This is a genomic window from Loktanella gaetbuli (assembly GCF_020531945.1).
Taxonomy (GTDB): domain Bacteria; phylum Pseudomonadota; class Alphaproteobacteria; order Rhodobacterales; family Rhodobacteraceae; genus Loktanella; species Loktanella gaetbuli.
In genome coordinates this window covers 409,326-429,725 of sequence record NZ_JAJATZ010000003.1, presented here as the reverse complement: position 1 = coordinate 429,725, position 20,400 = coordinate 409,326, and the positions used below count along the sequence as shown (strand labels likewise).

The window sequence follows — 20,400 nt, the reverse complement described above, 5'->3', positions numbered from 1 at the left end:
CGCTTTGTTTGTCGGTCCTGATCAAAGAGGATCAGCTACGCACCTTGCGCGCGATCCAGATCAGGATGCAGGCACCAACAAAGCCGACAAACAGATAGCCAAGGCTAAAGCTTGCGCCGGCGGCGTAGAGACCCAGCAACGTGCCAAAGATGAAGTTGAACACGATCGCGCCCAGGATACCCAGACCGATGTTGGCCAGCAGGCCCATGTTCGATTTCATGAATTTCTCTGCAAGCCAGCCGGCGATGCCGCCGACGATGATTGCTGCTAACCAGCCCATAAGGTTTTCCTTCGATTTACAATTTCGCCCCGTAGCCGGGGTATTCTGCGACAGAACGCCTCAGCATTGGGCGAGGTTCCACAGAATTGTCACAGCGTTGTGAATTTGTCGTCCGAACCCACATATCGTGATTTCGCGGCCCAGAGCGACGACAGGATCAACACCACCTGTATCGGCAGGAAAAACAGGACGAAAAAGATGCCGACCGTTACGATGACCGATGGCTGGCTGGCATAGATCAGCGACATGACGGGCATGAACATCAGGCCAAGCACCGCCAGCAACATCAGCGCATCCAGCGCCACAAGGCCCCATGCCGCGAACCAGCCGGGGCGGACGCCCGCCGCGATCCGGCGGCGGGCGACAAAACGGCTAACGATCATCAGTCGCGCAGCAGCTCGTTGATGCCGGTCTTGGACCGGGTCTGTTCGTCCACACGTTTGACGATCACGGCGCAATACAGGTTGATCCCGTTCTTGGATGGCATGGTGCCTGCCACGACCACGGAATAGGGCGGCACCTCGCCGTAGGTGAATTCACCGGTTTCGCGGTCCACGATTTTCGTCGATTTGCCGATATAGACGCCCATGCCCAGCACGGATCCTTCGCGGATGATGCAGCCTTCGACGACCTCGGACCGGGCCCCGATAAAGCAGTTGTCCTCGATGATCGTGGGGCCGGCCTGCATCGGTTCCAGCACGCCACCGATGCCGACGCCGCCGGACAGGTGGACGTTCTTGCCGATCTGCGCGCAGCTGCCGACCGTGGCCCAGCCGTCGACCATCGAACCCTCGTCCACATAGGCGCCGAGGTTCACGAACGACGGCATCAGCACGACGCCTTTGCCGATGAAGGCCGAGCGGCGGACGATGCTGCCGGGCACGGCGCGGAAACCTGCATTGCGCCACTGGTTTTCGCCCCAGCCGTCGAATTTCGATGGCACCTTGTCCCACCATGTCGCGCCACCGGGGCCGCCGCTGATGGGTTCCATGTCGTTCAGGCGGAACGACAGCAGCACCGCCTTTTTGGCCCATTGATTGACGTGCCAGTCACCGTTGTCGCGGCGTTCAGCCACGCGCAATGTGCCGCTGTCGAGGGCGTTCAACGTGTCCTCGATCGCCTCGCGGACCTCGCCGGTGGTGGCGGGGCTGATGCTGTCGCGATCATCCCATGCGGTTTCGATTGCGGTTTCGAGTTGGGCATTGGACATCGGATGATCCCTTTGGCTGGTGACACTGGTTGGCGGCGGCTATAGACCACGCAGGCCCTGCCGCGCAATCACAAGGACACGCCATGAAGGACGACCACACCCACCCCCTCCGCCATTCGGGCGAGGATCGCGCCGCGACCCAGGGGGTGCCTGACACACCGCAGACGCGTGCGCCGTCCTATAAACTGGCGTTCACCGACGATGATTTCATGTGCCGGGACGAATTGCGTCCGGTGCGCTGGCAGTTGGAGCTGCTCAAGCCCGAAATCCTGATGAACGAGGCTGACGTGCAATCGACCGTCGTGATGTTCGGCGGGGCGCGTATCCCCGATCCGGTGAACAAGGACACCGCGCGGACGCAGACGCTGGCCGACCTGACGGCGTTCTATGACGAGGCGCGGACCTTTGCCCGGATGATGACGGAACGGTCGCTGCGTGATGGCGGACGCGACAACGTCGTGGTCACGGGCGGCGGTCCGGGTGTGATGGAGGCTGGCAACCGTGGTGCCGTGGATGCTGGCGGGCGGTCCATCGGCCTGAACATCGTGCTGCCGCACGAACAGGCCCCGAATGAATACGTCACGCCAGAGCTGTGTTTCAACTTTCACTACTTTGCCACGCGCAAGATGCATTTCCTGATGCGCGCGTCGGTCGTCACCGTGTTCCCCGGCGGGTTCGGCACATTGGACGAGATGTTCGAGGCGCTGACGCTGATCCAGACCGGGCGCATGACCAAGGTGCCGTTCCTGCTGTTCGGTCGCGATTTCTGGGAAAAGATCATCAACTGGGACGCGCTGGCCGATGCAGGCACGATTTCGCCGGATGATCTGAAGCTGTTCCGCTTTGTGGACACCGCAGAAGAAGCCATCGCCGCGATCGATGCCTGGGACGGGGCCGGACAGAAACGGGCGGAAATTCCGGGCCGCTAGGCCGATATATGTCGATTCGATGATGTTTCGCGTGCGAAACATATTATGTTATTTGCCAATGATTTCATAACCTTCGTTAAGAATTCATTGGCAAACCGGGTCGAAGCGCTGCCTGAGTGAAGCCGCAACAAAGATCAAGGCGAGCTCTGAAAGCGCTGCTTAACACATGCTAAAGAAGGCTTGCGGCTGGATTACATCCCCGCCTCGGCCTCGATCTGCTTGCGGCTCTTCCTTGCGCGTTCGGTTTCCGATTTCAGCTGGCCACAGGCGGCCATGATGTCCTCTCCGCGGGGTTTGCGGATGGGGCTGGCGTAACCTGCCTTGTAGATGATGTCGGCAAAGGCGCGGATGCGATTGTTGGACGACCGTTTGTAGGGCGCGCCGGGCCATTCGTTGAACGGGATCAGGTTGATCTTGGCCGGGATGCCTTCGATCAGCTTGATCAGGCGGCGCGCGTCGTCGTCGCTGTCGTTCACGCCGTCCAGCATCACATATTCGAACGTGATCCGTTCAGAGTTCGACACCTTGGGGTATTCGCGCAAGGCATCCAGCAATTCGGCGATGTTCCAGCGTTTGTTGATCGGCACGAGTTTGTCGCGCACCTCGTCCGTGGTCGCGTGGAAACTGACGGCCAGCTGGCAGCCGATTTCCTGCGCGGTGCGGGCGATTTCGGGCACCACACCGGATGTGGACAGCGTGATGCGGCGGCGTGACAGGGCCAGCCCTTCGCCGTCCATCGCGATTTTCATCGCGTCGCGGACGTTTTCGAAATTATATAGCGGCTCGCCCATGCCCATCAGGACGATGTTCGACACCAGACGCGGGCCGTTCTCGCCGGTGCCCTGACCTGGCGTGTGCCATTCGTCCAGATCGTCGCGCGCCAGCATCACCTGACCCACGATTTCGCCGGCAGTCAGGTTGCGCACCAGTTTCTGCGTGCCGGTGTGGCAGAACGAACAGGTCAGCGTGCAACCGACCTGTGACGACACACACAGCGTGCCGCGATCGGTTTCGGGGATATAGACGACCTCGACCTCGTGGCCGCCCGCAATCCGCACGAGGTATTTGCGGGTGCCGTCCTCGGAAATCTGGCGGGTCACCACCTCGGGGAGTTGCACCACGCATTTTTCGGCCAGCAAGGCGCGGAAATCCTTGGACAGGTTTGTCATCTGGTCAAAGTCACGCACGCCACGATGATAGATCCACTGCCAGATCTGGCTGACCCGCATCTTGGCCTGTTTTTCGGGGGTGCCGATCGCGATCAACGCATCACGCATCGCGTCGCGGGTCAGGCCGACGAGGTTCAACGGTCCCTCCGGCAGCTTGCGCGGCATGGTGTGGACGTCCTGTGTGATCGGTGCGGTCGCGGTCATATCAATACCCCTGTCGGCGTGAAGCCTGTCCCATATAAGCAAAAAGGCCCGGTTTCCAATGGAAAACCGGGCCTCGCAATTCTTGTGACGCAGATCAGGACGCGCAGCGGTTCTCGGCCTCTTCGACGCCGGCGGTAAAGCCCAGCAGCGAAAACGTATCGGTCGTGATGTTGCCGCGACCTGACCGGCCACGCACGACAGCATCGGCACCGCGCTTCAGGGCCGCGACGACGCGGGCGTCATCCTCGGGGGTGGCGGGCCAGGCCCATTCACCTTCGGTAAAGAGCTGGAACGTGCTGTCACCGACCGTCAGATCCACGGTGGACCCCGATGCAAAAGGATAGCCGCCGGTGAATGTCACCTGCCCCTGCACGTTTGCGCCCGGGCGGTAGAACACCATGAGGTAGATGTCGCCGCGCGTGCCGGAGGTCGGGTTGCCGTTGCCGTCGGTCAGCGTGCTGGATGTGGGTGCGGACACGCTGATGCATTCACGCGGGTTTTCCGCCTCGAACGTGCTCCAGTCCGTGTTGGCCGCGACCAGGTTGTCGGTGGTCTGCTGTGCCGCTGCCGGCATCGCCACGGCCAACATGCAGGCCAGTGTCGTCGCAAAGGTCGTTTTGTTCATCATGTCATAGGCCTCCAAGCTGCCCTTGCCTCATTCCGTATGTGCCGCACCGGTCTTGGCGACCTTTTCGTCTGGCGGCATCCTGTTCAACCAGATAGCCATGGGTCTAGCAAAAAACCGCCCAAACATAAAAGCCAATTCCACGCACAAAGCCGTGGGTGAAAGGACCAATATGTCATCCCCTGCCCCCCTGATCGAAGTTCACCGCGGCGACATGCTGGAGTCGCTGCACAGCGGCCATGCGGTCGTCTGCGACGACAGCGGCCAGATCGTGCAGGCCTGGGGCGACCCGATGGCGGTGATCTTTCCGCGGTCGTCGTGCAAGATGATCCAGGCGCTGCCCCTGATCGAGAGCGGGGCCGCCGATGCGCACGGGCTGACGTCGGAACAACTGGCGCTGGCCTGCGCCAGCCACCAGGGCGCGCATATTCATACCGACCGGGTGCAGGTCTGGCTGGACCAATTGGGCCTGAAAGACAGTGATTTCCGCTGCGGTCCGCAGTGGCCCGGCGATATCCCGGCCCGCAACGAAATCATTCGCGCCCATGCGCAACCCTGCCAGATCCACAACAATTGTTCTGGCAAACACGCCGGATTTCTGACGCTGAACCGCCATCTGGGCGGTGCGGCGGATTATGAGCTGGTGGATCATCCCGTGCAGCAGGCGGGCAAGGCTGCGTTCGAGGAAGTGACCGACATGACCTCGCCCGGCTACGGGATCGACGGCTGTTCCGCGCCGAATTTCGCCACCAGCGTGCAGGGTCTGGCCCGCGCGATGGCCAGCTTTGCCAGTGCGGGCGACCGCAGCGACACGCGGTCGCAGGCGATGGTGCGGCTGACGCAGGCGATGACCGCGCATCCCGAACTGGTCGCGGGCGAGACACGCGCTTGCACCGACCTGATGCGCGCGATGGACGGCCGCGTGGCGATCAAGACGGGGGCCGAGGCGGTATTCGTGGCGATCATCCCCGAACGCAAATTGGGCGTGGCGCTGAAGATCACGGACGGCAGCACGCGCGGTGCCGAGGCGGCGATTGCCGCGATCCTGGTGAAACTGGGCGTGCTGGACGCGGACCACCCCGCCACCCGTGCCCGGATGGTGCCCGAAATCCGCAACTGGCGCGGCACGCTGTGCGGCCATATCCGCCCCACCCGCGCCCTGTTGTAAGGAGAGACCGATGTCATTCACACTCGCCACATGGAACATCAATTCGGTTCGCCTGCGCGAAGACCTGGTCGCGCGGCTGCTGCGCGACGAGGGACCCGACGTGCTGTGTTTGCAGGAATGCAAATCACCGATGGACAAGATCCCGACGGAACAGTTCGAAGCGCTGGGTTACGTGCACCGCATCGGTCGCGGCCAGAAGGGCTATAACGGGGTGGCGATCCTGTCCAGGATGCCGATCGAAGAGGTGGGTGCCGCCGATTACGCAGGTCTTGGTCACGCGCGGCACATCGCAGGACGGTTGGCCAATGGTGTGACGGTGCATAATTTCTACGTGCCGGCCGGCGGCGACAAACCGGACCGCGCGATCAACGCGAAATTTGGGCAAAAGCTGGATTATCTGACCGACATGCGCGACGCGTTTCACGCGCAAAGGCCGGCGCGCGCGATCCTCGTGGGGGATCTGAACATCGCCCCGCGTGAGGACGATGTCTGGGATCACAAGAAGCTGCTGAAGGTCGTGAGCCACACGCCGATCGAGGTCGAACACCTCGCGCAGGTGCAGGACGCGGGTGACTGGGTCGACATCACAAGGCAGGATATACCGCAGGGCAATCTGTATTCCTGGTGGTCCTACCGGTCGCCCGATTGGGATAGCGCCGACAAAGGCCGGCGGCTGGACCACGTCTGGGCCACGCCCGATATCGCGGGGTCCGCGCATTCCAGCCGGGTGCTGCGTGACGTGCGCGGCTGGGACCAGCCCAGCGACCACGCCCCCGTCTTTGCCACGTTCGATCTGTAGGGCGGCCAAATTTTCGCGAAAATTTGGGGTGGGGCGCTGCCCCACACCCCGGGATATTTCGGACCAGAAGAATTAGGGCCGCAGGGCGATCGCTATCGTTGCTGCGAGAGTTTTGTGGGCATCGGGATCGAAGTGTACACCGTCCTGAGAACTGACGGCGATGTGGTCTGCGGCGTTCAGAAATCCCGTGCCCCAGGTTGCCGCAAGATCACGGTAGAGGGAAGCAAGCGCCTGTGATCTGTTGGTTGCACCAAGAAAGACCTGACTGATGGGGCCGGTTTCCACGATGGGCGGCGGGCAGATCAGCAGGATGCCGAACCCGCCATGGCGCGTCTGCGCCGCGTCACCACAGGCAATGGCAAGCAGGCCCGCGATACCCGCAGCGATCCCTGCGGGTGTTTGACCAAAGTGTGCCTTGCAGTCGTTGGTCCCGAGCATCAGCGTGAGCGTGTCGATGGGACCATGGCTGTTCAGTGCGATATGCAGGCCAAGATGGCCGTTCATATGCGCGCCCATTTCGGGGTCGCTGTCAGCGCGGGCAAGACGGCCAGGCAGGCCTTCTTCGATCAGGTCCGCATCCAGCGCGCGTGCCGTCAGCGTGGGCCAGCGGGTGTCCGCGTCATAGCGCGCATAAACACCGCGCGTCACGATGGGCGGGGTGCCGTGGGTGTTGCTGTCGCCAAATGTCAGGATCGTGCGTGCCATGCCGCAGGCTAGACCCCGGTCGGATGCAGGTCAAATGCCTTGCCCCGGCCCGGTCGCGCCCACATATACGCGTAAGACAATATCAAAAGGAGACGCGGCATGATGGATCTGACCGCCACGCCCGAGACCCATATCATCGATGGCACCGACGCGACCTTTATGGCCGACGTCGTCGATGCCTCGATGACCACCCCCGTGATCGTGGATTTTTGGGCCCCTTGGTGCGGGCCGTGCAAATCGCTGGGTCCGGCGATCGAGGCTGCCGTGACCAAGGCCGGTGGCCGGGTCAAGCTGGTCAAGATCGACACCGACGCCAACCAGCAGATCGCGGCGCAATTGCGGGTGCAATCGCTGCCGACGGTCTATGCGTTCTGGCAAGGCCAACCGGTCGACGGGTTCCAGGGTGCGCTGCCGCCCTCCGAGGTCGACGCCTTTGTGACAAAGATCGCCGATATGGGCGGCGAGGCCGAGGATGACGGTCTGGCCGATGCGATCGCGGCGGCACAGCAGATGCTGGACGAGGGGGCTGCGGCGGACGCGGCGGAGACATTTGCCGCGATCCTGCAAGAGGACCCGCAGTCTGCCCCCGCCTATGCCGGTCTGGTCAGTGCCTATCTGGCGCTGGACGACGTGGATCAGGCCGAGGCCATCTTGAACGGTGCCCCTGCCGAGATCAGCCATGATCCTGCTCTTGAGGCGCTGGCAGCACGGATCAGCCTGCTGCGCGCGGCGGCCAACACAGGCCCCGTTGCAGATTTGCAGGCAAAGGTAGAGGCAGATCCCGCAGACCACGCGGCGCGGCTGGAACTGGCCACGGCACTCTCCGCCAGGGGCGAGACACAGGCGGCGGTCGATCATTTGCTGGAATCCTTTCGTCTGGACCCCTCGTGGAACGACGGCGCGGCCAAGGCCCAGCTGTTCCAGCTGTTCGACGCACTGGACCCCAAGGATCCGGTCGCGCTGACGGGGCGGCGCAAATTGTCGTCGATGATATTTGCCTAAGGTGCGGTGCAAGCTAAGTCATCGGACATGATGAACCGATCAGATCTGCCTGACACGATCCCGATTTTTCCGCTGCCCGGCGCATTGCTGCTGCCGCGTGGGCGGATGCCGCTGCACATCTTTGAGCCGCGCTATCTGGCCATGATCGAGGATGCGATGAAGACGTCGGACCGGCTGATCGGAATGGTACAGCCGTTCGAGGCCCCCGGCAAGGAAAGCAGGCTGCACAGCATCGGCTGTGCGGGACGTCTGACCGCGTTCAACGAAACCGACGACGGGCGTTACATGATCACGCTGGCCGGCGTATCGCGGTTTCGCATCACCAAGGAGGTCGAGGGTTTCCAGCCCTATCGACGCTGCAATGTGAAATGGGACGGATTCGCCCGCGACCTGGGCCCGGCCGAACACGATGACGGCTTTGAACGGGATGTGTTCATGGACATGCTGTGCCGTTATTTCGAGGATCAGGGCCTGAAAACCGACTGGGACCAGTTGGGCGATGCCGAGGACGAACTGCTGATCAATTCGCTGTCGATGCTGTGCCCCTTTCCACCAGAGGACAAACAGGCCCTGCTGGAGGCGCCGTCGTTGACGACGCGGCGCGAAACGCTGGTGACGCTGATCGAATATGCCCTGCGGGGCGGCAGTGCGGAGATGATGCAATGACGGTGTTCGACGGCCGTATGTTGGAGGCGCTGATCTGCCCGCAGACCCAGGGCCCGCTGAGCTATGACGCGCAGACGCAAGAGTTGATCAGCAAACGTGCGGGCCTCGCGTTTCCGATCCGCGATGGTATCCCGGTGATGCTGGTCGACGAGGCCCGCAAGCTGGATTGACCCTTTTGGGGAACTGGTGCCCGCCGATGGATCATGCCATCGGTCTCGGGCCGATCGGCAGGTGAGAGCCCCCATTTCCAAATGCCACCCCGCAGAATTTTGAACTTGCAGAAAATCCAATCTGTTGCTCGCGGCCCAAAGCTGCCATTTGCTCCATGCCCCTGGGCTGGAATGCAACCGCACCAAACCGGCCGTTCACCCATGGCGCAGCATCTTTGACGGTTAGGCTCTGACAGCAAATAACAGCGGCCGTTGAAGCCTAAACTTATGCAGCTACGTCCTGCTGGGTCGCTATTTCCAAAGGAACCAAGATCGAAAATGTCGAACCTTGGCCTAGTTCGCTTTTAAGAGTGATTGTACCGTCCATCCGGTCGACCATACGTTTCACGATTGGCATGCCGAGGCCTGTTCCTCCGTAAGTTCTTGCTGTATTGGAGTCAGCCTGCTCAAATTCCTTGAAGATTTTCTCATGATGCTCTGGCGCAATACCAATGCCTGTATCGACGACGTCAATGGCAACTTGGCCATAAGAATCTTCGCCAATGCTAACTGTGATAGAGCCGGTCTCCGTAAACTTGACAGCATTTCCTATCAAATTTTGCATAATGCTTTGAAGCATACCTTTGTCCGCTAGATACGTGTTGCCAGCGAGTTGATTGTTGACACTGAGAGTTATGGATTTTGAATTTGCAAGGCTCTGGAATTCGCTCAAGATATCACTGGCAAACTCTCCGATATCAATTTCTTCTTCTACGACTTCGTAGTGTCCAGCGTCAATTTTGGTCAGATCAAGTACATCATTGACGAATTTCAATAGCTTATCCGCTGATCGGTCAAGGATGGACATCAAGCTTTTCGATTTTCCTCCAGACTTTCCACTCTTTAGAAGTTTGATCGCGCCAACAATTCCTGTAACCGGCGTTCTGATTTCGTGAATCATATGCGCAATGTATCCACTGCGGGTTGCCATGATCTCTTGCAGGTCGACACGCGCTTTATGTTCCTCGAGGGCTGAGGTCCTCGCCCTCACGATATCATCAACGCAACGAGCCATGTATTCCAGGATATCTATTTCATGCTGCGTCCAATCTCGCGTTTTGTCAGACATGCAACAGACTGCGCCGATTACTTTTCCGGACACTGTATGGATTGGACTGCCGAGATAGGAACGCAAACCATTTTGGAGTATGAAGTCATTATCCCGAGTCCGAGCATCCTCGAGCAAATTTGGAATCGCGACCGTCTGCTGGCTTATCTTTACATACTGACAGATTGATTCTTCGACGGGCACGTCGCGAACGGCGGGATCGTCAAAACAAGACCCTACGTATGTAGAGATGTATTGCCGGCCTTCTTGCGTTTCGAGAACCGAGACAAAAGAGATAGGTACACCAAACACTCGGCTTGCAAGAATGTTGATGTTAACGAGGCTCTCGTCCATGCTGCCATGCAGCAACCCAAGCGCCTCGAACGTATACGTTTTCGCCATAGTGCTGCTCCTTGTTTTTGGCTAGGTTGGTCGATCGAGACATCATACTCCTGTCAAAGACTTAGAGGACACTTTTGGACATGAGATTGTGTTAGAAGTGTGGCATTGCTTGGAGCTCGCGAAAAAGCTTGATTGGCTCATTTGACTAACTTCTGCACTGCGGCGATGCAGAGAACTTTCCCGTCTGTGAGGTATCCGAACGTCAGCCTCGAACTCTACGGCACGACCAGCATAAAGCCGCAGCGAATGACCGCTCCCCGCCCTTGGTGTCGGTGCTGGCTTTCAAGTCAATTCAATTTCGCGGTTGCAGTTAAAGTCGGAAAAGTCCGCACCGCTGACATTGAAACCAAAGACACCTCGCAGGTTTTGCGAGGTGTCAGGTTGTCGGCAATTCAAGCAATGTCGCGGCATTTTTGGCGCGGTCGCGGCATGTGCTGCGCGTCAGCTCGAAAGACGGTAGCCGCCTTGTTCTGTGACCAGCAGACGGGCGTTGCCGGGGTCGGGTTCGATTTTCTGGCGCAGGCGGTAGATGTGGGTTTCCAGCGTATGCGTGGTCACGCCCGCGTTGTAGCCCCAGACCTCGTGCAGCAGCACGTCGCGCGGCACCACACCGTCAGAGGCGCGGTAGAGGAACTTGAGGATATTGGTTTCCTTTTCGGTCAGACGCACCTTGCGGTCGTCCTCGGTCACCAGCAGTTTTTGCGCAGGCCGGAACGAATACGGCCCCAGCTGGAATACCGCATCCTCTGATTGTTCATGGGTCCGAAGCTGGCTGCGCAGGCGGGCCAGCAGCACGGGAAACTTGAACGGTTTGCTGACGTAATCATTGGCACCCGCGTCGAGGCCATAGATCGTGTCGGCGTCGCTGTCCTGTGCGGTCAGCATGACGATGGGACATTTCACACCCTGCTTGCGCATCAGGCGGCATAATTCACGGCCGTCGGTGTCGGGCAGGCCCACATCGAGAATGACCAGATCGTACAGCTGTTCCTTGACCTTGGTCATGGCGGATGCGCCGTCATCGGCCTCGAATACGTCGAAATCCTCGGTCATCAAGAGCTGTTCGCCCAACGCCTCGCGCAGATCGTCGTCGTCGTCGACAAGCAGAATTTTCTTTAACTGTGCCATCATCTACTCCGGTATTACTCAACGTCAGGTGTGGTCCGTCACAGGAACAACAACCAATGCTGCAAATAGTTCACACGGACGTGTGAATTGATGCCCCAATGTTTCAATCTGCCGCAGTTCATCCTAGATCACCAAGGGAACAGAGGATTACGCGCGATGTCATTGGCACCGGACAACACGGAACGTCTGGCACGGGCGCGTGCCGATCTGCGCATGGGGGTGCCTGTGGTTGTCGCAGGTGCGGGGGTCATGCTGGCTGCCGAAACGCTGGATGCCGCCCGACTGAACGCGCTGCGCGATCTGGGGGCCGCCGTGGCCCTGACCGACTGGCGAGCCAAAACGCTGAAGGTTGCAGCCTATGACGGCGACGTGGCGCGGATCGCGTTGCCGTCGGACACCAGCGTGGCCTGGGTGCGGGCGCTGGCCGATCCAAGCGGCGATTTGCGCCACCCGATGAAGGGACCGCTGCGCGGCCTGCGAGAGGGATCGCCGCTACTGGCGCGGGTTGCCGTGGCACTTTGCAAATCGGCGCGGTTGCTGCCTGCGGCGGTCATCGCGCCGCTGGATGATGCGACAAGCTTTGCCCGGGTACACGGGCTGACGGTCGTGGATGCCGATGCGGCACTGACGACGGCAGAGGCCGCATTGCGGTCTATCACCAGCGCCCGTCTGCCGATTTCGGTGTCAGAGGCAGGCCGGCTGCACGTGTTTCGCCCCGATGACGGTGCAGAGGAACATTACGCCGTCGAAATCGGCAATCCGGATCGCAATGCGCCCGTGCTCGCGCGGTTGCATTCGGCCTGCTTCACTGGCGACCTGCTGGACAGTCTGAAATGCGATTGCGGCCCGCAGCTGCGTGCCGCTTTGGCCCAGATGGGCGCCGAAGGCGCTGGCGTCCTGCTGTATCTGAACCAAGAGGGCCGCGGCATCGGTCTGGCCAACAAGATGCGGGCCTACGCGTTACAGGATCAGGGTTTCGACACGGTCGAGGCGAACCACCGGCTGGGATTTCATGACGATGAACGCGATTTCCGCATTGGTGCTGCAATCCTGAAACAGATGGGGTTCGGGGCGGTGCGGCTGCTGACGAACAACCCCGCCAAGATTGCCCGGATGGAGGATTCCGGTGTGCGCGTGGCCGAGCGGGTCGCGCTGAAGGTGGGCGAGAACGCCCATAACCACGCCTACCTCGCGACCAAGGCGGCAAAATCCGGTCACTTGCTTTAATAGTGACCCATTTCACCTGCAAGGAGCTGGATGAACGCGGTTGGCGGTAGCGCCCCCGGCTGCGCAAAGGGATCTGAAAACGCATAGATGACATATAGGATGACACCGCTGTAGGCCCCGTAGAGCGACAGCAGCGACAGATGCAGGGGCGTTGGTGAATAGGTCAGATAGGGCACCGCAACCCAGACCAGTCCGATGATCGCAGCAAACCAAAAGAGCCCTGACAAGGTCCGCACGGCGCTGTTTTCGCGACTTTGCCGAAGCTCTGCGATAAGTTGGGATTTGGCAACCATGTGAGCACGCAGATCCGTCTGGCGCGGCGTTTCGGGATCCAGGTTCAGAACAGTCTGGTACACCTGCTCGCGCAGGCCCCACCCCTGTGCCGTCAACTTGCCGGTTTGTGACAGCGAGTCCCACTCGGTGCTGATCGCGTGACGCAGGTAGTCTGCCAACATGGTCTGTACCTCTTGCATCTGAGGGGTCTCGTACCGGCGTATGTCGTTGAAAATATCGGCAATGGCCGTTGCCTCACGCACCAGATCGGCGCGGATATCAGAATAGTCGGAGAGTTCCTGAGCAAAGACGAGGGCAAGGATCAACCCGTGCAGGGTCGCGACACGCAGCAGGACGGACCCGGCGAGCGTTTGGGTTTCGTCTGTTTGCTTTCCGCCCCAAATTGCGCGGGTGATCGCGTAGATCGCAATCACACCGACCGCGTTCGCCAAGGCAAAAACGCCCGCCATCACCCATTCATGTAGACTCATCGCCATCCCCGCTCTGTCCAAAGACAGGCTAGCCCAGCGCTTGGGGTCGGTCTATGCCTGCGATACCCAACACGAGGCACCCATGAGCCACGATGACCTGATCCTGACGCCGACCCACGTGCGATTTCGCGGACGTCGGTTTCCCTGCGCCATCGGGCGCGGCGGTCTGACGGATGCGGCGACCAAGGCAGAGGGTGACATGGCGACCCCGCGCGGTGTGCACCACATCGTCGACATGCTGTATCGGGCGGACCGTATGGCGCGGCCAGCGCCCTGGGCCCGCCCCATCGGGCCGCGTGATCTGTGGTCGGATGATCCGGCGCATCCCGATTACAACCATCTGGTGCGGGCCCCCTATGCGCACAGCTGCGAATCCCTGCGCCGCGCTGACCCCATGTATGACCTGATTCTGGTGACGGACTGGAATTACCCCGCTGCCGTGCCGGGACGCGGGTCCGCCATTTTTTTGCATCAATGGCGCGGGCCGGGTCGCCCGACCGCAGGCTGTGTTGCCTTTCGGCGCGATCACCTGCGCTGGATAGCGGCACGGTTAGAGCCTTTCAATCGGCTTGTTATCGCTTAACGCTGGACCTTGGCTGCATAAATTTGCCAAACGAAAGGACATGCGATGAAACCTCAAGGCCAGTTTATGACCGACGCGCAAATCAGCGACCTGCCCTACCGCCCCTGTGTGGGTGTGATGCTGGTCAACACCCGCGGCCATGTCTGGGTCGGCAGCCGGTTGGACCGGGATGCAGACGCATGGCAAATGCCACAAGGCGGGGTCGACCCGGGCGAGACTTGCCGCGACGCGGCCCTGCGCGAGCTGTGGGAAGAAACTGGCGTATCCGACCGGCTGATCACCATCGAAGGCGAAACGGCAGGCCTGATCCGCTATGATCTGCCGCATGATCTGGTGGGCAAGGTCTGGGGCGGCAAATATCGCGGGCAGGAACAGAAATGGTTCCTGTTCCGGTTCCACGGCGAGGACAGCGATATCGACATCGCAACCGAGCATCCCGAATTTTCGGAATGGAAATGGATGCCGCGCGACCAACTGGTCGCCAATATCGTGCCGTTCAAACGGGCGGTCTATGAACAGGTGCTGGCTGAACTGGGTGCAAAACTGTGAAAGCGATCGCAGTGGCGCTGACGCTGGCGGGCACGCAGGCTGCAGCGCTCAGCTGTATTGCGCCCGACCCGCTGGAGGCCTTTGACCGTGCCAACGCCAGCACCGCCCCCTACCTGTTGCTGACGGGCCAGATCACGCTGAACCAGCCTGCGCCGGACCCGATCACGAAACCCGGTGTCTTTGCCGGACGTATCGAGGGGGTGGGCCTGTCGCAGACGGGGTTCGATGTGCCCTTTGCCGAGGACGTGCGCGTCGCCGTCAGCTGCGCGGGTCCGTGGTGCGGCGGCATTCCAACAGAGGACGACGTGCTGGTTTTCCTGAACGCCGAGGGTGACGTGCCGACGATCGAGATCGGGGCCTGTGGCGGATGGATTTTCGCGGCACCTGATGCGGCCTTGCAGGACAGGCTGACCGCCTGCCTGAACGACGGAATGTGCGCGCCCGCTGACTAAGCGCACCTTGCACCCGGGGCCCAAGGGGGCGATTGTCCCGCCATGACACAAACATTGCTTTCATTCGGACACGGCTATTCGGCGCAGGCGCTGGAACGGCTGCTGTTGCCGCGCGACTGGCGCGTGATCGGCACCACGCGCAACGAGGACAAGGCCGCCGCCTTCTTGGCGCGCGGGGTCGAGCCGCGCATATGGCCGGGGGCCGACATCATCCCGGCGCTGGATGCTGCAACGCATCTGCTGATATCCGCCGCACCCGGTGACGACGGTGACCCGGTGTTGGCGGAACTGCACGACGCAATCGCGGCACGCGCAGGCCAGTTTGAATGGGTCGGCTATCTGTCCACCACGGGGGTCTACGGCGACCACGAGGGCGACTGGGTGGATGAAAACGCACCGCTGACCCCCGCCACCAAACGCGGTCAGGCTCGGGTCACGGCAGAGGCGGCATGGTCTGCGATCCCCGGTCTGCCGCTGCATATCTTTCGGGTTGCGGGGATCTATGGCCCCGGCAGGGGTCCATTTGCCAAGGTGCGCAACGGCACGGCACGGCGCATCATCAAGGACGGTCAGGTATTCAGCCGTACCCATGTCGCGGATATCGCGCGGGTGCTGGCGGCGTCCATCGCCCGGCCCAACCCCGGTGCGGCCTACAACGTCTGTGACGATGACCCGGCCCCCCCGCAGGACGTGATCGCCTATGCCGCGGAACTGCTGGGACTGCCCGTACCAGAGGCAGTGGCATTCGAGGATGCGGAGATGTCCCCGATGGCGCGCAGTTTCTACGCCGAGAGCAAGAAGGTCCGCAACGACCGCATCAAGGACGAACTGGGGGTCGAACTGCTGTTCCCCGACTATCGCAGCGGGTTGCGCGCCTTGCTGGCGCAAGAGGGCTGAACCTTGAAAACCATCCGGACGCTGGGCATATCGGCGCAAACCATATGAAGGCCCGTCATGTCCCTGCGCACCACCCTTGCCCATCAGCTTGACCGTCGGCTGGTCCAGAATTTCATTCTGGGGGTTATCATTTTCAACGCGGTGCTGCTGGGGCTGGAGACATCCGCGCCCGTCATGGCACAGGCAGGGCCGCTGATCCTGTTTCTGGATCAGCTATGTCTGGCGATCTTTGTCGTGGAACTGACGATCAAGCTGTTCGTGCGCGGGCGCGATTTCTGGCGCAGCGGCTGGAACATCTTTGATTTCGTGATCGTGGGTATCGCACTTATTCCATCGTCGCAGGGGCTGTCGGTGTTGCGTGCCTTGCGCATCCTGCGGGCGCTGCGGGTGATTTCCGTTGCGCCATCACTGCGCCGCGTGGTCGAGGGGTTGGTGACAGCCCTGCCCGGCATGGCGTCGGTGTTCCTGCTGATGGGCATCCTGTTCTACATCGGGGCGGTCATGGCCACGAAACTGTTCGGCAGCGCGTTCCCCGAATGGTTCGGCACGCTGGGGCACAGCCTGTATTCCCTGTTCCAGATCATGACCCTCGAGAGCTGGTCCATGGGCATCGTGCGGCCTGTGATGGAGGTCTATCCGCTGGCCTGGATGTTCTTTGTTCCGTTCATTCTGGTCACGACATTCGCGGTGGTGAACCTGCTGGTCGGTCTGATCGTGAATTCGATGCAGGATGCCCACGCCGAAGAAGGCAACGCCGCCACCGACGCCTACCGCGACAGCGTCATGGCCAAGCTGGAAGACATCGAACGCCGGATCGGCGAAATGTCGGACAGAAAATCATCCTGACCCTGAAACTGGTTAAGGTGATTGGCAGAATTTCTGGCCTGCGCTGTTCAATCGCGCGATGATCTCGCGTAGGCGCCGAAAATTCGCCGTTTCCCATTCCTCAGACGTGGCATCATGACACCAACAGACACCACACCCGAAACCAGATCACTGCATCTTGCGACAGGGTTCGCCATTGTCGCCGCCGGGGTGATCGGCCTGGACTGGCTGATGCTGGGCGATGGCGGGTCGCTGACGCGCGAGGGCGGATCGGTCGAAACGATGTCGATGCTGGGCTATATCTACGCGCTGGTGATTTATCTGTGGCGCGCGCGTCCGGTGTTCTGGCCGGTGCCGGTGATCCTGCTGTTCATGGCAGCGCGCGAAGGCGATCTCGACAAGGCGCTGACCAGCGAGGGCATCCTGAGCACCAAGATCCTGCTGTATGACACCGCGCTGTGGGAAAAATCGCTGGCGGTCGCGATTTGGGTTCTGCTGATCGCAGCGCTGGTCATGCTGGCGCGATACCGCGCGCCGCTGTTGTGGCGTGATTTGCGCCGTGGCGCACCGTGGGCGCTGCTGTTTCTGGCGGGGCTGTTCATCGCCGCCTTTTCCAAGACGATCGACGGCTTGGGGCGCAAACTGGGCGCTTTCGGTGTCGAGGTCGCAACCGAGGTCGTTCAGGGCAGCGGCATCGTCGAAGAGGCATTGGAACTGCTGATCCCGATTCTGTTCGTCATGGCGATCTGCCTGCGGACCCGCAAACCGACCTGAACCGGGTTGCCGCAGGGAGACGCACCGCTAAGTCTGACCCATGTCCAAGACACCAGACCTGCCCCCCGACCATATCAGCGGCATCATCGAGATGGCGCTGTCTGACCACGCAAGTTTTGCCGATATTCAGCGCGAATACGGGGTCAGCGACAAACATGTCAAAACGCTGATGCGCGAAAACCTGAAGGCAGGCAGCTACAAGGCATGGCGTAAGCGCCTGCGGGAATTCGGGGACAGGCGGGCGGTTTACAAATAAGCTAGATTTGCGTGAATTCGGTGACGGGCTGTCTGCACCTGCGCAAAGTTCAAAAGACTACGCCAGCAGCATCCAGATCGCGACTCCTGCCAGTATCGCGGCAAACGACAGGTTCAGAAAACGGGCGGTATCCGGACTACGCCAGCGCGCTGTCATGCCCTCGCCAAGGGCGGCATAGAGGGAGAACGCCAAGAACATCGGCGCTTCGCGCGATATCCAATCGAAGCCGAGCCCGATCCCAATCGTCACAACCAATGTAGCGGCATGGTAGCCAAGGTTCGCCGGGACCGTCGCACGAAACCCGAAACGCGCGCCATTGGCCGCAAAGAACATATTCCCCGGCCCAGGCGAATAGGCCAGCGGTGCAAGGAAAAGGATCAGGGCAATCGTAAGCTGCGTCATGTGCCCGAATCGATCATAGCCCACCGACGATAGCGACCCGAATCTTGCGCCTTTCGCGCATCGCATTCTCGGCGATGGTCCTGTCTGGATCTGACCCGCGGCGGTGTCTGAAACATCCAGACAGGTTGACCATTTTCGGTACGCGCGCATCACGAGAGTGCAGACGTCCAAGACGCCCAGGACGATGCTTTGCCCGTCAGCGCGCGCGCAATATCACGCGCGTTTGCTGATCACTTCGACGCCCATGACCTCGAGCACCTTGGCCTCGATATCCTCGGCGTTCAGGCCCGCCATCGCATACATGTCCGCCGGACTGGACTGGTCGATGAACGTGTCGGGCAGACACATGGACCGGAATTTCAGGCCCTTGTCGAAAACGCCTTCGTCGGACAGCAGTTGCGCGACGTGGCTGCCAAATCCGCCCACGGCACCCTCTTCGATCGTGATCAGCGCGTCGTGATCGGCGGCCAGTTGCAGGATCATGTCGCGGTCGAGTGGTTTTGCAAAGCGCGCATCGGCAATGGTCGGCGTGATCCCACGGGCCGACAGCGCCTCGGCGGCGGTCTGGACCTCTGACAGGCGAGTGCCGAACGACAGGATCGCGACGCCGCTTCCCTCCTGGATCATGCGGCCCTTGCCGATTTCCAGCGGCTGCGGGTTGCTGGGCATCTCGACCCCCACACCCTCGCCACGGGGGAACCGGAATGCAATCGGTCCGCTATCGTGCGCGGCAGCGGTGGCAACCATGCGCACCAGTTCCGCCTCGTCCGATGCGGCCATGACAACGATACCGGGCAGGTTCGCCAGAAAGGCCACGTCAAAGCTGCCCGCATGGGTGGCCCCATCCGCCCCCACCAGCCCGGCGCGGTCGATGGCGAAACGCACCGGCAGACGTTGCAGGGCGACGTCATGCACCACCTGATCGTAGCCGCGTTGCAGGAACGTGGAATAAAGCGCGCAGAACGGTTTCATCCCCCCCGCCGCAAGCCCGGCGGCAAAGGTCACCGCATGCTGTTCGGCGATGCCCACGTCGAAACACCGGCTGGCGTAGCGTTTCATGAATTTGTCCAGCCCGGTGCCGTCGGGCATGGCGGCCGTGATCGCACAGATCCGGCTGTCGGTATCGGCCAGCGCGATCAGCGCATTCGCAAAGACCGAAGTATAGGACGGCGCGTTGGATTTCGCCTTTTGCACCTCGCCGGTGACGACATCGAATTTACCGCGCGCATGGCCCTTGTCTGCGGCGGTTTCGGCCGGGGCGAACCCCTTGCCCTTGGTCGTGATGGCGTGGATCAGGATCGGTCCGTCGGCGCGGTCCTTGACCGTGCGCAGCACCGCCATCAGCTGATCCATGTCGTGCCCGTCGATGGGTCCGACATAGGAAAAACCCAGTTCCTCGAACAGTGTCCCGCCCACGGTCATATGCTTGAGCATGTCCTTGGCGCGTTTTGCACCCTCGCGCAGGGGCGGCGGCAGAAACGACACGGCCCCCTTGGCTGCGGCCTTGAGGTCCTGGAACGGTGCCCCGGCATAGAGCCGCGACAGATAGGACGACATCGCGCCCGTCGGAGGCGCGATCGACATTTCGTTGTCGTTGAGGATCACGATCAGACGCTTGCCCAGATGACCTGCGTTGTTCAGCGCCTCGTAGGCCATGCCGGCGGACAGCGACCCGTCACCGATGATGGCGACCGCATCACCCACGTCACCGCCCAGATCCCGCGCCACGGCAAAGCCGAGCGCCGCACTGATCGAGGTCGAACTATGCGCCGCGCCAAAGGGATCATAGGGACTCTCTGACCGTTTGGTAAAACCTGACAACCCGTCCTTTTGGCGCAGGGTACGGATACGGTCGCGGCGACCGGTCAGGATCTTGTGCGGATAACACTGGTGGCTGACGTCCCAGATGATCTTGTCCCGGGGGGTATCGAACACGGCATGCAGGGCAACGGTCATTTCGACAACACCAAGACCCGCACCCAGATGCCCGCCGGTGACGGACACGGCACTGATGGTTTCGGATCGCACCTCGTCGGCCAGCTGTTGCAGCTTGCGGTTCGAGAGGTTTTTCATGTCGGCGGGGGATTGCACCGTGTCCAGCAGGGGTGTGTGCGGTCTGTCGGTCAT

Annotated in this window: 25 protein-coding genes; 14 read left to right on the top strand and 11 right to left on the bottom strand. The window is 61.1% G+C overall.

What is annotated here, in order from left to right:
- Nucleotides 1–31: 31 nt before the first annotated feature.
- The 3 genes from LGQ03_RS08715 to dapD all read right to left on the bottom strand — a co-directional run bounded on the left by LGQ03_RS08715 (nucleotide 32) and on the right by dapD (nucleotide 1,490).
- The gene (locus LGQ03_RS08715; protein WP_056029562.1) at nucleotides 32–280 is read right to left on the bottom strand and encodes a GlsB/YeaQ/YmgE family stress response membrane protein; all 249 of its coding nucleotides are present in this window, start codon (nucleotides 278–280) and stop codon (nucleotides 32–34) included.
- A gap of 89 nt (nucleotides 281–369) precedes the next feature.
- The gene (locus LGQ03_RS08710) at nucleotides 370–663 is read right to left on the bottom strand and encodes a hypothetical protein (protein ID WP_226748085.1); all 294 of its coding nucleotides are present in this window, start codon (nucleotides 661–663) and stop codon (nucleotides 370–372) included.
- Nucleotides 663–1,490: a 2,3,4,5-tetrahydropyridine-2,6-dicarboxylate N-succinyltransferase gene (gene dapD, locus LGQ03_RS08705; protein WP_226748084.1), complete on the bottom strand. Its 828-nt coding sequence runs from the start codon at nucleotides 1,488–1,490 to the stop codon at nucleotides 663–665. The genes LGQ03_RS08710 and dapD overlap by 1 nt, the downstream gene beginning before the upstream one ends.
- A gap of 83 nt (nucleotides 1,491–1,573) precedes the next feature.
- On the opposite strand from dapD, the gene LGQ03_RS08700 reads away from it, so the two are divergent.
- Nucleotides 1,574–2,419, top strand: coding sequence for an LOG family protein (locus tag LGQ03_RS08700; RefSeq protein WP_090158020.1), 846 nt, complete (start codon nucleotides 1,574–1,576; stop codon nucleotides 2,417–2,419).
- Between the two features lie 191 nt (nucleotides 2,420–2,610).
- Here the strand turns inward: LGQ03_RS08700 and rlmN are convergent, their stop codons facing one another.
- A complete protein-coding gene (rlmN, locus tag LGQ03_RS08695; RefSeq protein WP_056029574.1) occupies nucleotides 2,611–3,792 on the bottom strand; it encodes a 23S rRNA (adenine(2503)-C(2))-methyltransferase RlmN in 1,182 nt (393 codons plus the stop codon).
- A gap of 94 nt (nucleotides 3,793–3,886) precedes the next feature.
- Nucleotides 3,887–4,420, bottom strand: coding sequence for an invasion associated locus B family protein (locus LGQ03_RS08690; RefSeq protein ID WP_226748083.1), 534 nt, complete (start codon nucleotides 4,418–4,420; stop codon nucleotides 3,887–3,889).
- 169 nt (nucleotides 4,421–4,589) lie between these two features.
- Here LGQ03_RS08690 and LGQ03_RS08685 point away from each other — a divergent pair, with 169 nt between their 5' ends.
- Together LGQ03_RS08685 and LGQ03_RS08680 are read left to right on the top strand one after the other, a co-directional pair.
- The gene (locus tag LGQ03_RS08685) at nucleotides 4,590–5,585 is read left to right on the top strand and encodes an asparaginase (protein WP_226748082.1); all 996 of its coding nucleotides are present in this window, start codon (nucleotides 4,590–4,592) and stop codon (nucleotides 5,583–5,585) included.
- A gap of 10 nt (nucleotides 5,586–5,595) precedes the next feature.
- Entirely contained in the window at nucleotides 5,596–6,384 is a 789-nt protein-coding gene (locus LGQ03_RS08680; RefSeq protein ID WP_090158023.1) for an exodeoxyribonuclease III, read from the top strand.
- 72 nt (nucleotides 6,385–6,456) lie between these two features.
- Here LGQ03_RS08680 and LGQ03_RS08675 read toward each other — a convergent pair whose 3' ends face one another.
- Nucleotides 6,457–7,089, bottom strand: a complete 633-nt coding sequence (locus tag LGQ03_RS08675) for a GDSL-type esterase/lipase family protein (protein ID WP_226748081.1) — start codon at nucleotides 7,087–7,089, stop codon at nucleotides 6,457–6,459.
- A 99-nt stretch (nucleotides 7,090–7,188) separates the two neighbouring features.
- On the opposite strand from LGQ03_RS08675, the gene LGQ03_RS08670 reads away from it, so the two are divergent.
- The 3 genes from LGQ03_RS08670 to LGQ03_RS08660 are packed head-to-tail and all read left to right on the top strand — an operon-like array spanning nucleotide 7,189 to nucleotide 8,927.
- Complete coding sequence (locus tag LGQ03_RS08670; RefSeq protein WP_226748080.1) at nucleotides 7,189–8,091, top strand: thioredoxin family protein; 903 nt, start codon at nucleotides 7,189–7,191, stop codon at nucleotides 8,089–8,091.
- A gap of 27 nt (nucleotides 8,092–8,118) precedes the next feature.
- Complete coding sequence (locus LGQ03_RS08665) at nucleotides 8,119–8,757, top strand: LON peptidase substrate-binding domain-containing protein (RefSeq protein ID WP_090158026.1); 639 nt, start codon at nucleotides 8,119–8,121, stop codon at nucleotides 8,755–8,757.
- Entirely contained in the window at nucleotides 8,754–8,927 is a 174-nt protein-coding gene (locus LGQ03_RS08660) for a Trm112 family protein (protein WP_083484199.1), read from the top strand. Before LGQ03_RS08665 ends, LGQ03_RS08660 begins: the two co-directional genes overlap by 4 nt.
- Before the next feature lie 265 nt (nucleotides 8,928–9,192).
- On the opposite strand, the gene LGQ03_RS08655 is transcribed toward LGQ03_RS08660, so the two are convergent.
- Nucleotides 9,193–10,416 carry a GAF domain-containing sensor histidine kinase gene (locus LGQ03_RS08655; RefSeq protein ID WP_226748079.1) on the bottom strand — a complete coding sequence of 408 codons (1,224 nt, stop codon included), beginning with the start codon at nucleotides 10,414–10,416 and terminating at the stop codon, nucleotides 9,193–9,195.
- 441 nt (nucleotides 10,417–10,857) lie between these two features.
- On the bottom strand, nucleotides 10,858–11,544 hold the full coding sequence (locus LGQ03_RS08650; RefSeq protein ID WP_056029596.1) for a response regulator transcription factor: 687 nt from the start codon (nucleotides 11,542–11,544) through the stop codon (nucleotides 10,858–10,860).
- A gap of 156 nt (nucleotides 11,545–11,700) precedes the next feature.
- Here LGQ03_RS08650 and ribA point away from each other — a divergent pair, with 156 nt between their 5' ends.
- Nucleotides 11,701–12,771, top strand: coding sequence for a GTP cyclohydrolase II (ribA, locus tag LGQ03_RS08645; RefSeq protein ID WP_226748078.1), 1,071 nt, complete (start codon nucleotides 11,701–11,703; stop codon nucleotides 12,769–12,771).
- Here the strand turns inward: ribA and LGQ03_RS08640 are convergent.
- Nucleotides 12,768–13,535 carry a bestrophin-like domain gene (locus LGQ03_RS08640; protein WP_226748077.1) on the bottom strand — a complete coding sequence of 256 codons (768 nt, stop codon included), beginning with the start codon at nucleotides 13,533–13,535 and terminating at the stop codon, nucleotides 12,768–12,770. The genes ribA and LGQ03_RS08640 overlap by 4 nt on opposite strands.
- A gap of 82 nt (nucleotides 13,536–13,617) precedes the next feature.
- On the opposite strand from LGQ03_RS08640, the gene LGQ03_RS08635 reads away from it, so the two are divergent.
- The 7 genes from LGQ03_RS08635 (at nucleotide 13,618) to LGQ03_RS08605 (ending at nucleotide 17,871) form a co-directional block, all read left to right on the top strand.
- A complete protein-coding gene (locus tag LGQ03_RS08635) occupies nucleotides 13,618–14,118 on the top strand; it encodes a L,D-transpeptidase family protein (RefSeq protein WP_226748076.1) in 501 nt (166 codons plus the stop codon).
- Between the two features lie 66 nt (nucleotides 14,119–14,184).
- Nucleotides 14,185–14,667, top strand: a complete 483-nt coding sequence (locus tag LGQ03_RS08630; protein ID WP_056030643.1) for an RNA pyrophosphohydrolase — start codon at nucleotides 14,185–14,187, stop codon at nucleotides 14,665–14,667.
- The gene (locus LGQ03_RS08625) at nucleotides 14,664–15,119 is read left to right on the top strand and encodes a hypothetical protein (protein ID WP_226748075.1); all 456 of its coding nucleotides are present in this window, start codon (nucleotides 14,664–14,666) and stop codon (nucleotides 15,117–15,119) included. Before LGQ03_RS08630 ends, LGQ03_RS08625 begins: the two co-directional genes overlap by 4 nt.
- 42 nt (nucleotides 15,120–15,161) lie before the next feature.
- Nucleotides 15,162–16,016, top strand: a complete 855-nt coding sequence (locus tag LGQ03_RS08620) for an SDR family oxidoreductase (protein ID WP_226748074.1) — start codon at nucleotides 15,162–15,164, stop codon at nucleotides 16,014–16,016.
- Between the two features lie 57 nt (nucleotides 16,017–16,073).
- Complete coding sequence (locus tag LGQ03_RS08615) at nucleotides 16,074–16,862, top strand: ion transporter (RefSeq protein WP_090158032.1); 789 nt, start codon at nucleotides 16,074–16,076, stop codon at nucleotides 16,860–16,862.
- 114 nt (nucleotides 16,863–16,976) lie between these two features.
- Nucleotides 16,977–17,615, top strand: coding sequence for a hypothetical protein (locus tag LGQ03_RS08610; RefSeq protein WP_226748073.1), 639 nt, complete (start codon nucleotides 16,977–16,979; stop codon nucleotides 17,613–17,615).
- 40 nt (nucleotides 17,616–17,655) lie between these two features.
- Nucleotides 17,656–17,871, top strand: a complete 216-nt coding sequence (locus LGQ03_RS08605; RefSeq protein WP_226748072.1) for a DUF2805 domain-containing protein — start codon at nucleotides 17,656–17,658, stop codon at nucleotides 17,869–17,871.
- Nucleotides 17,872–17,928: 57 nt separating this feature from the next.
- On the opposite strand, the gene LGQ03_RS08600 is transcribed toward LGQ03_RS08605, so the two are convergent.
- Together LGQ03_RS08600 and dxs are read right to left on the bottom strand one after the other, a co-directional pair.
- Nucleotides 17,929–18,273, bottom strand: coding sequence for a hypothetical protein (locus LGQ03_RS08600; RefSeq protein ID WP_226748071.1), 345 nt, complete (start codon nucleotides 18,271–18,273; stop codon nucleotides 17,929–17,931).
- A 213-nt stretch (nucleotides 18,274–18,486) separates the two neighbouring features.
- Nucleotides 18,487–20,400: a 1-deoxy-D-xylulose-5-phosphate synthase gene (gene dxs / locus LGQ03_RS08595; protein ID WP_226748070.1), complete on the bottom strand. Its 1,914-nt coding sequence runs from the start codon at nucleotides 20,398–20,400 to the stop codon at nucleotides 18,487–18,489.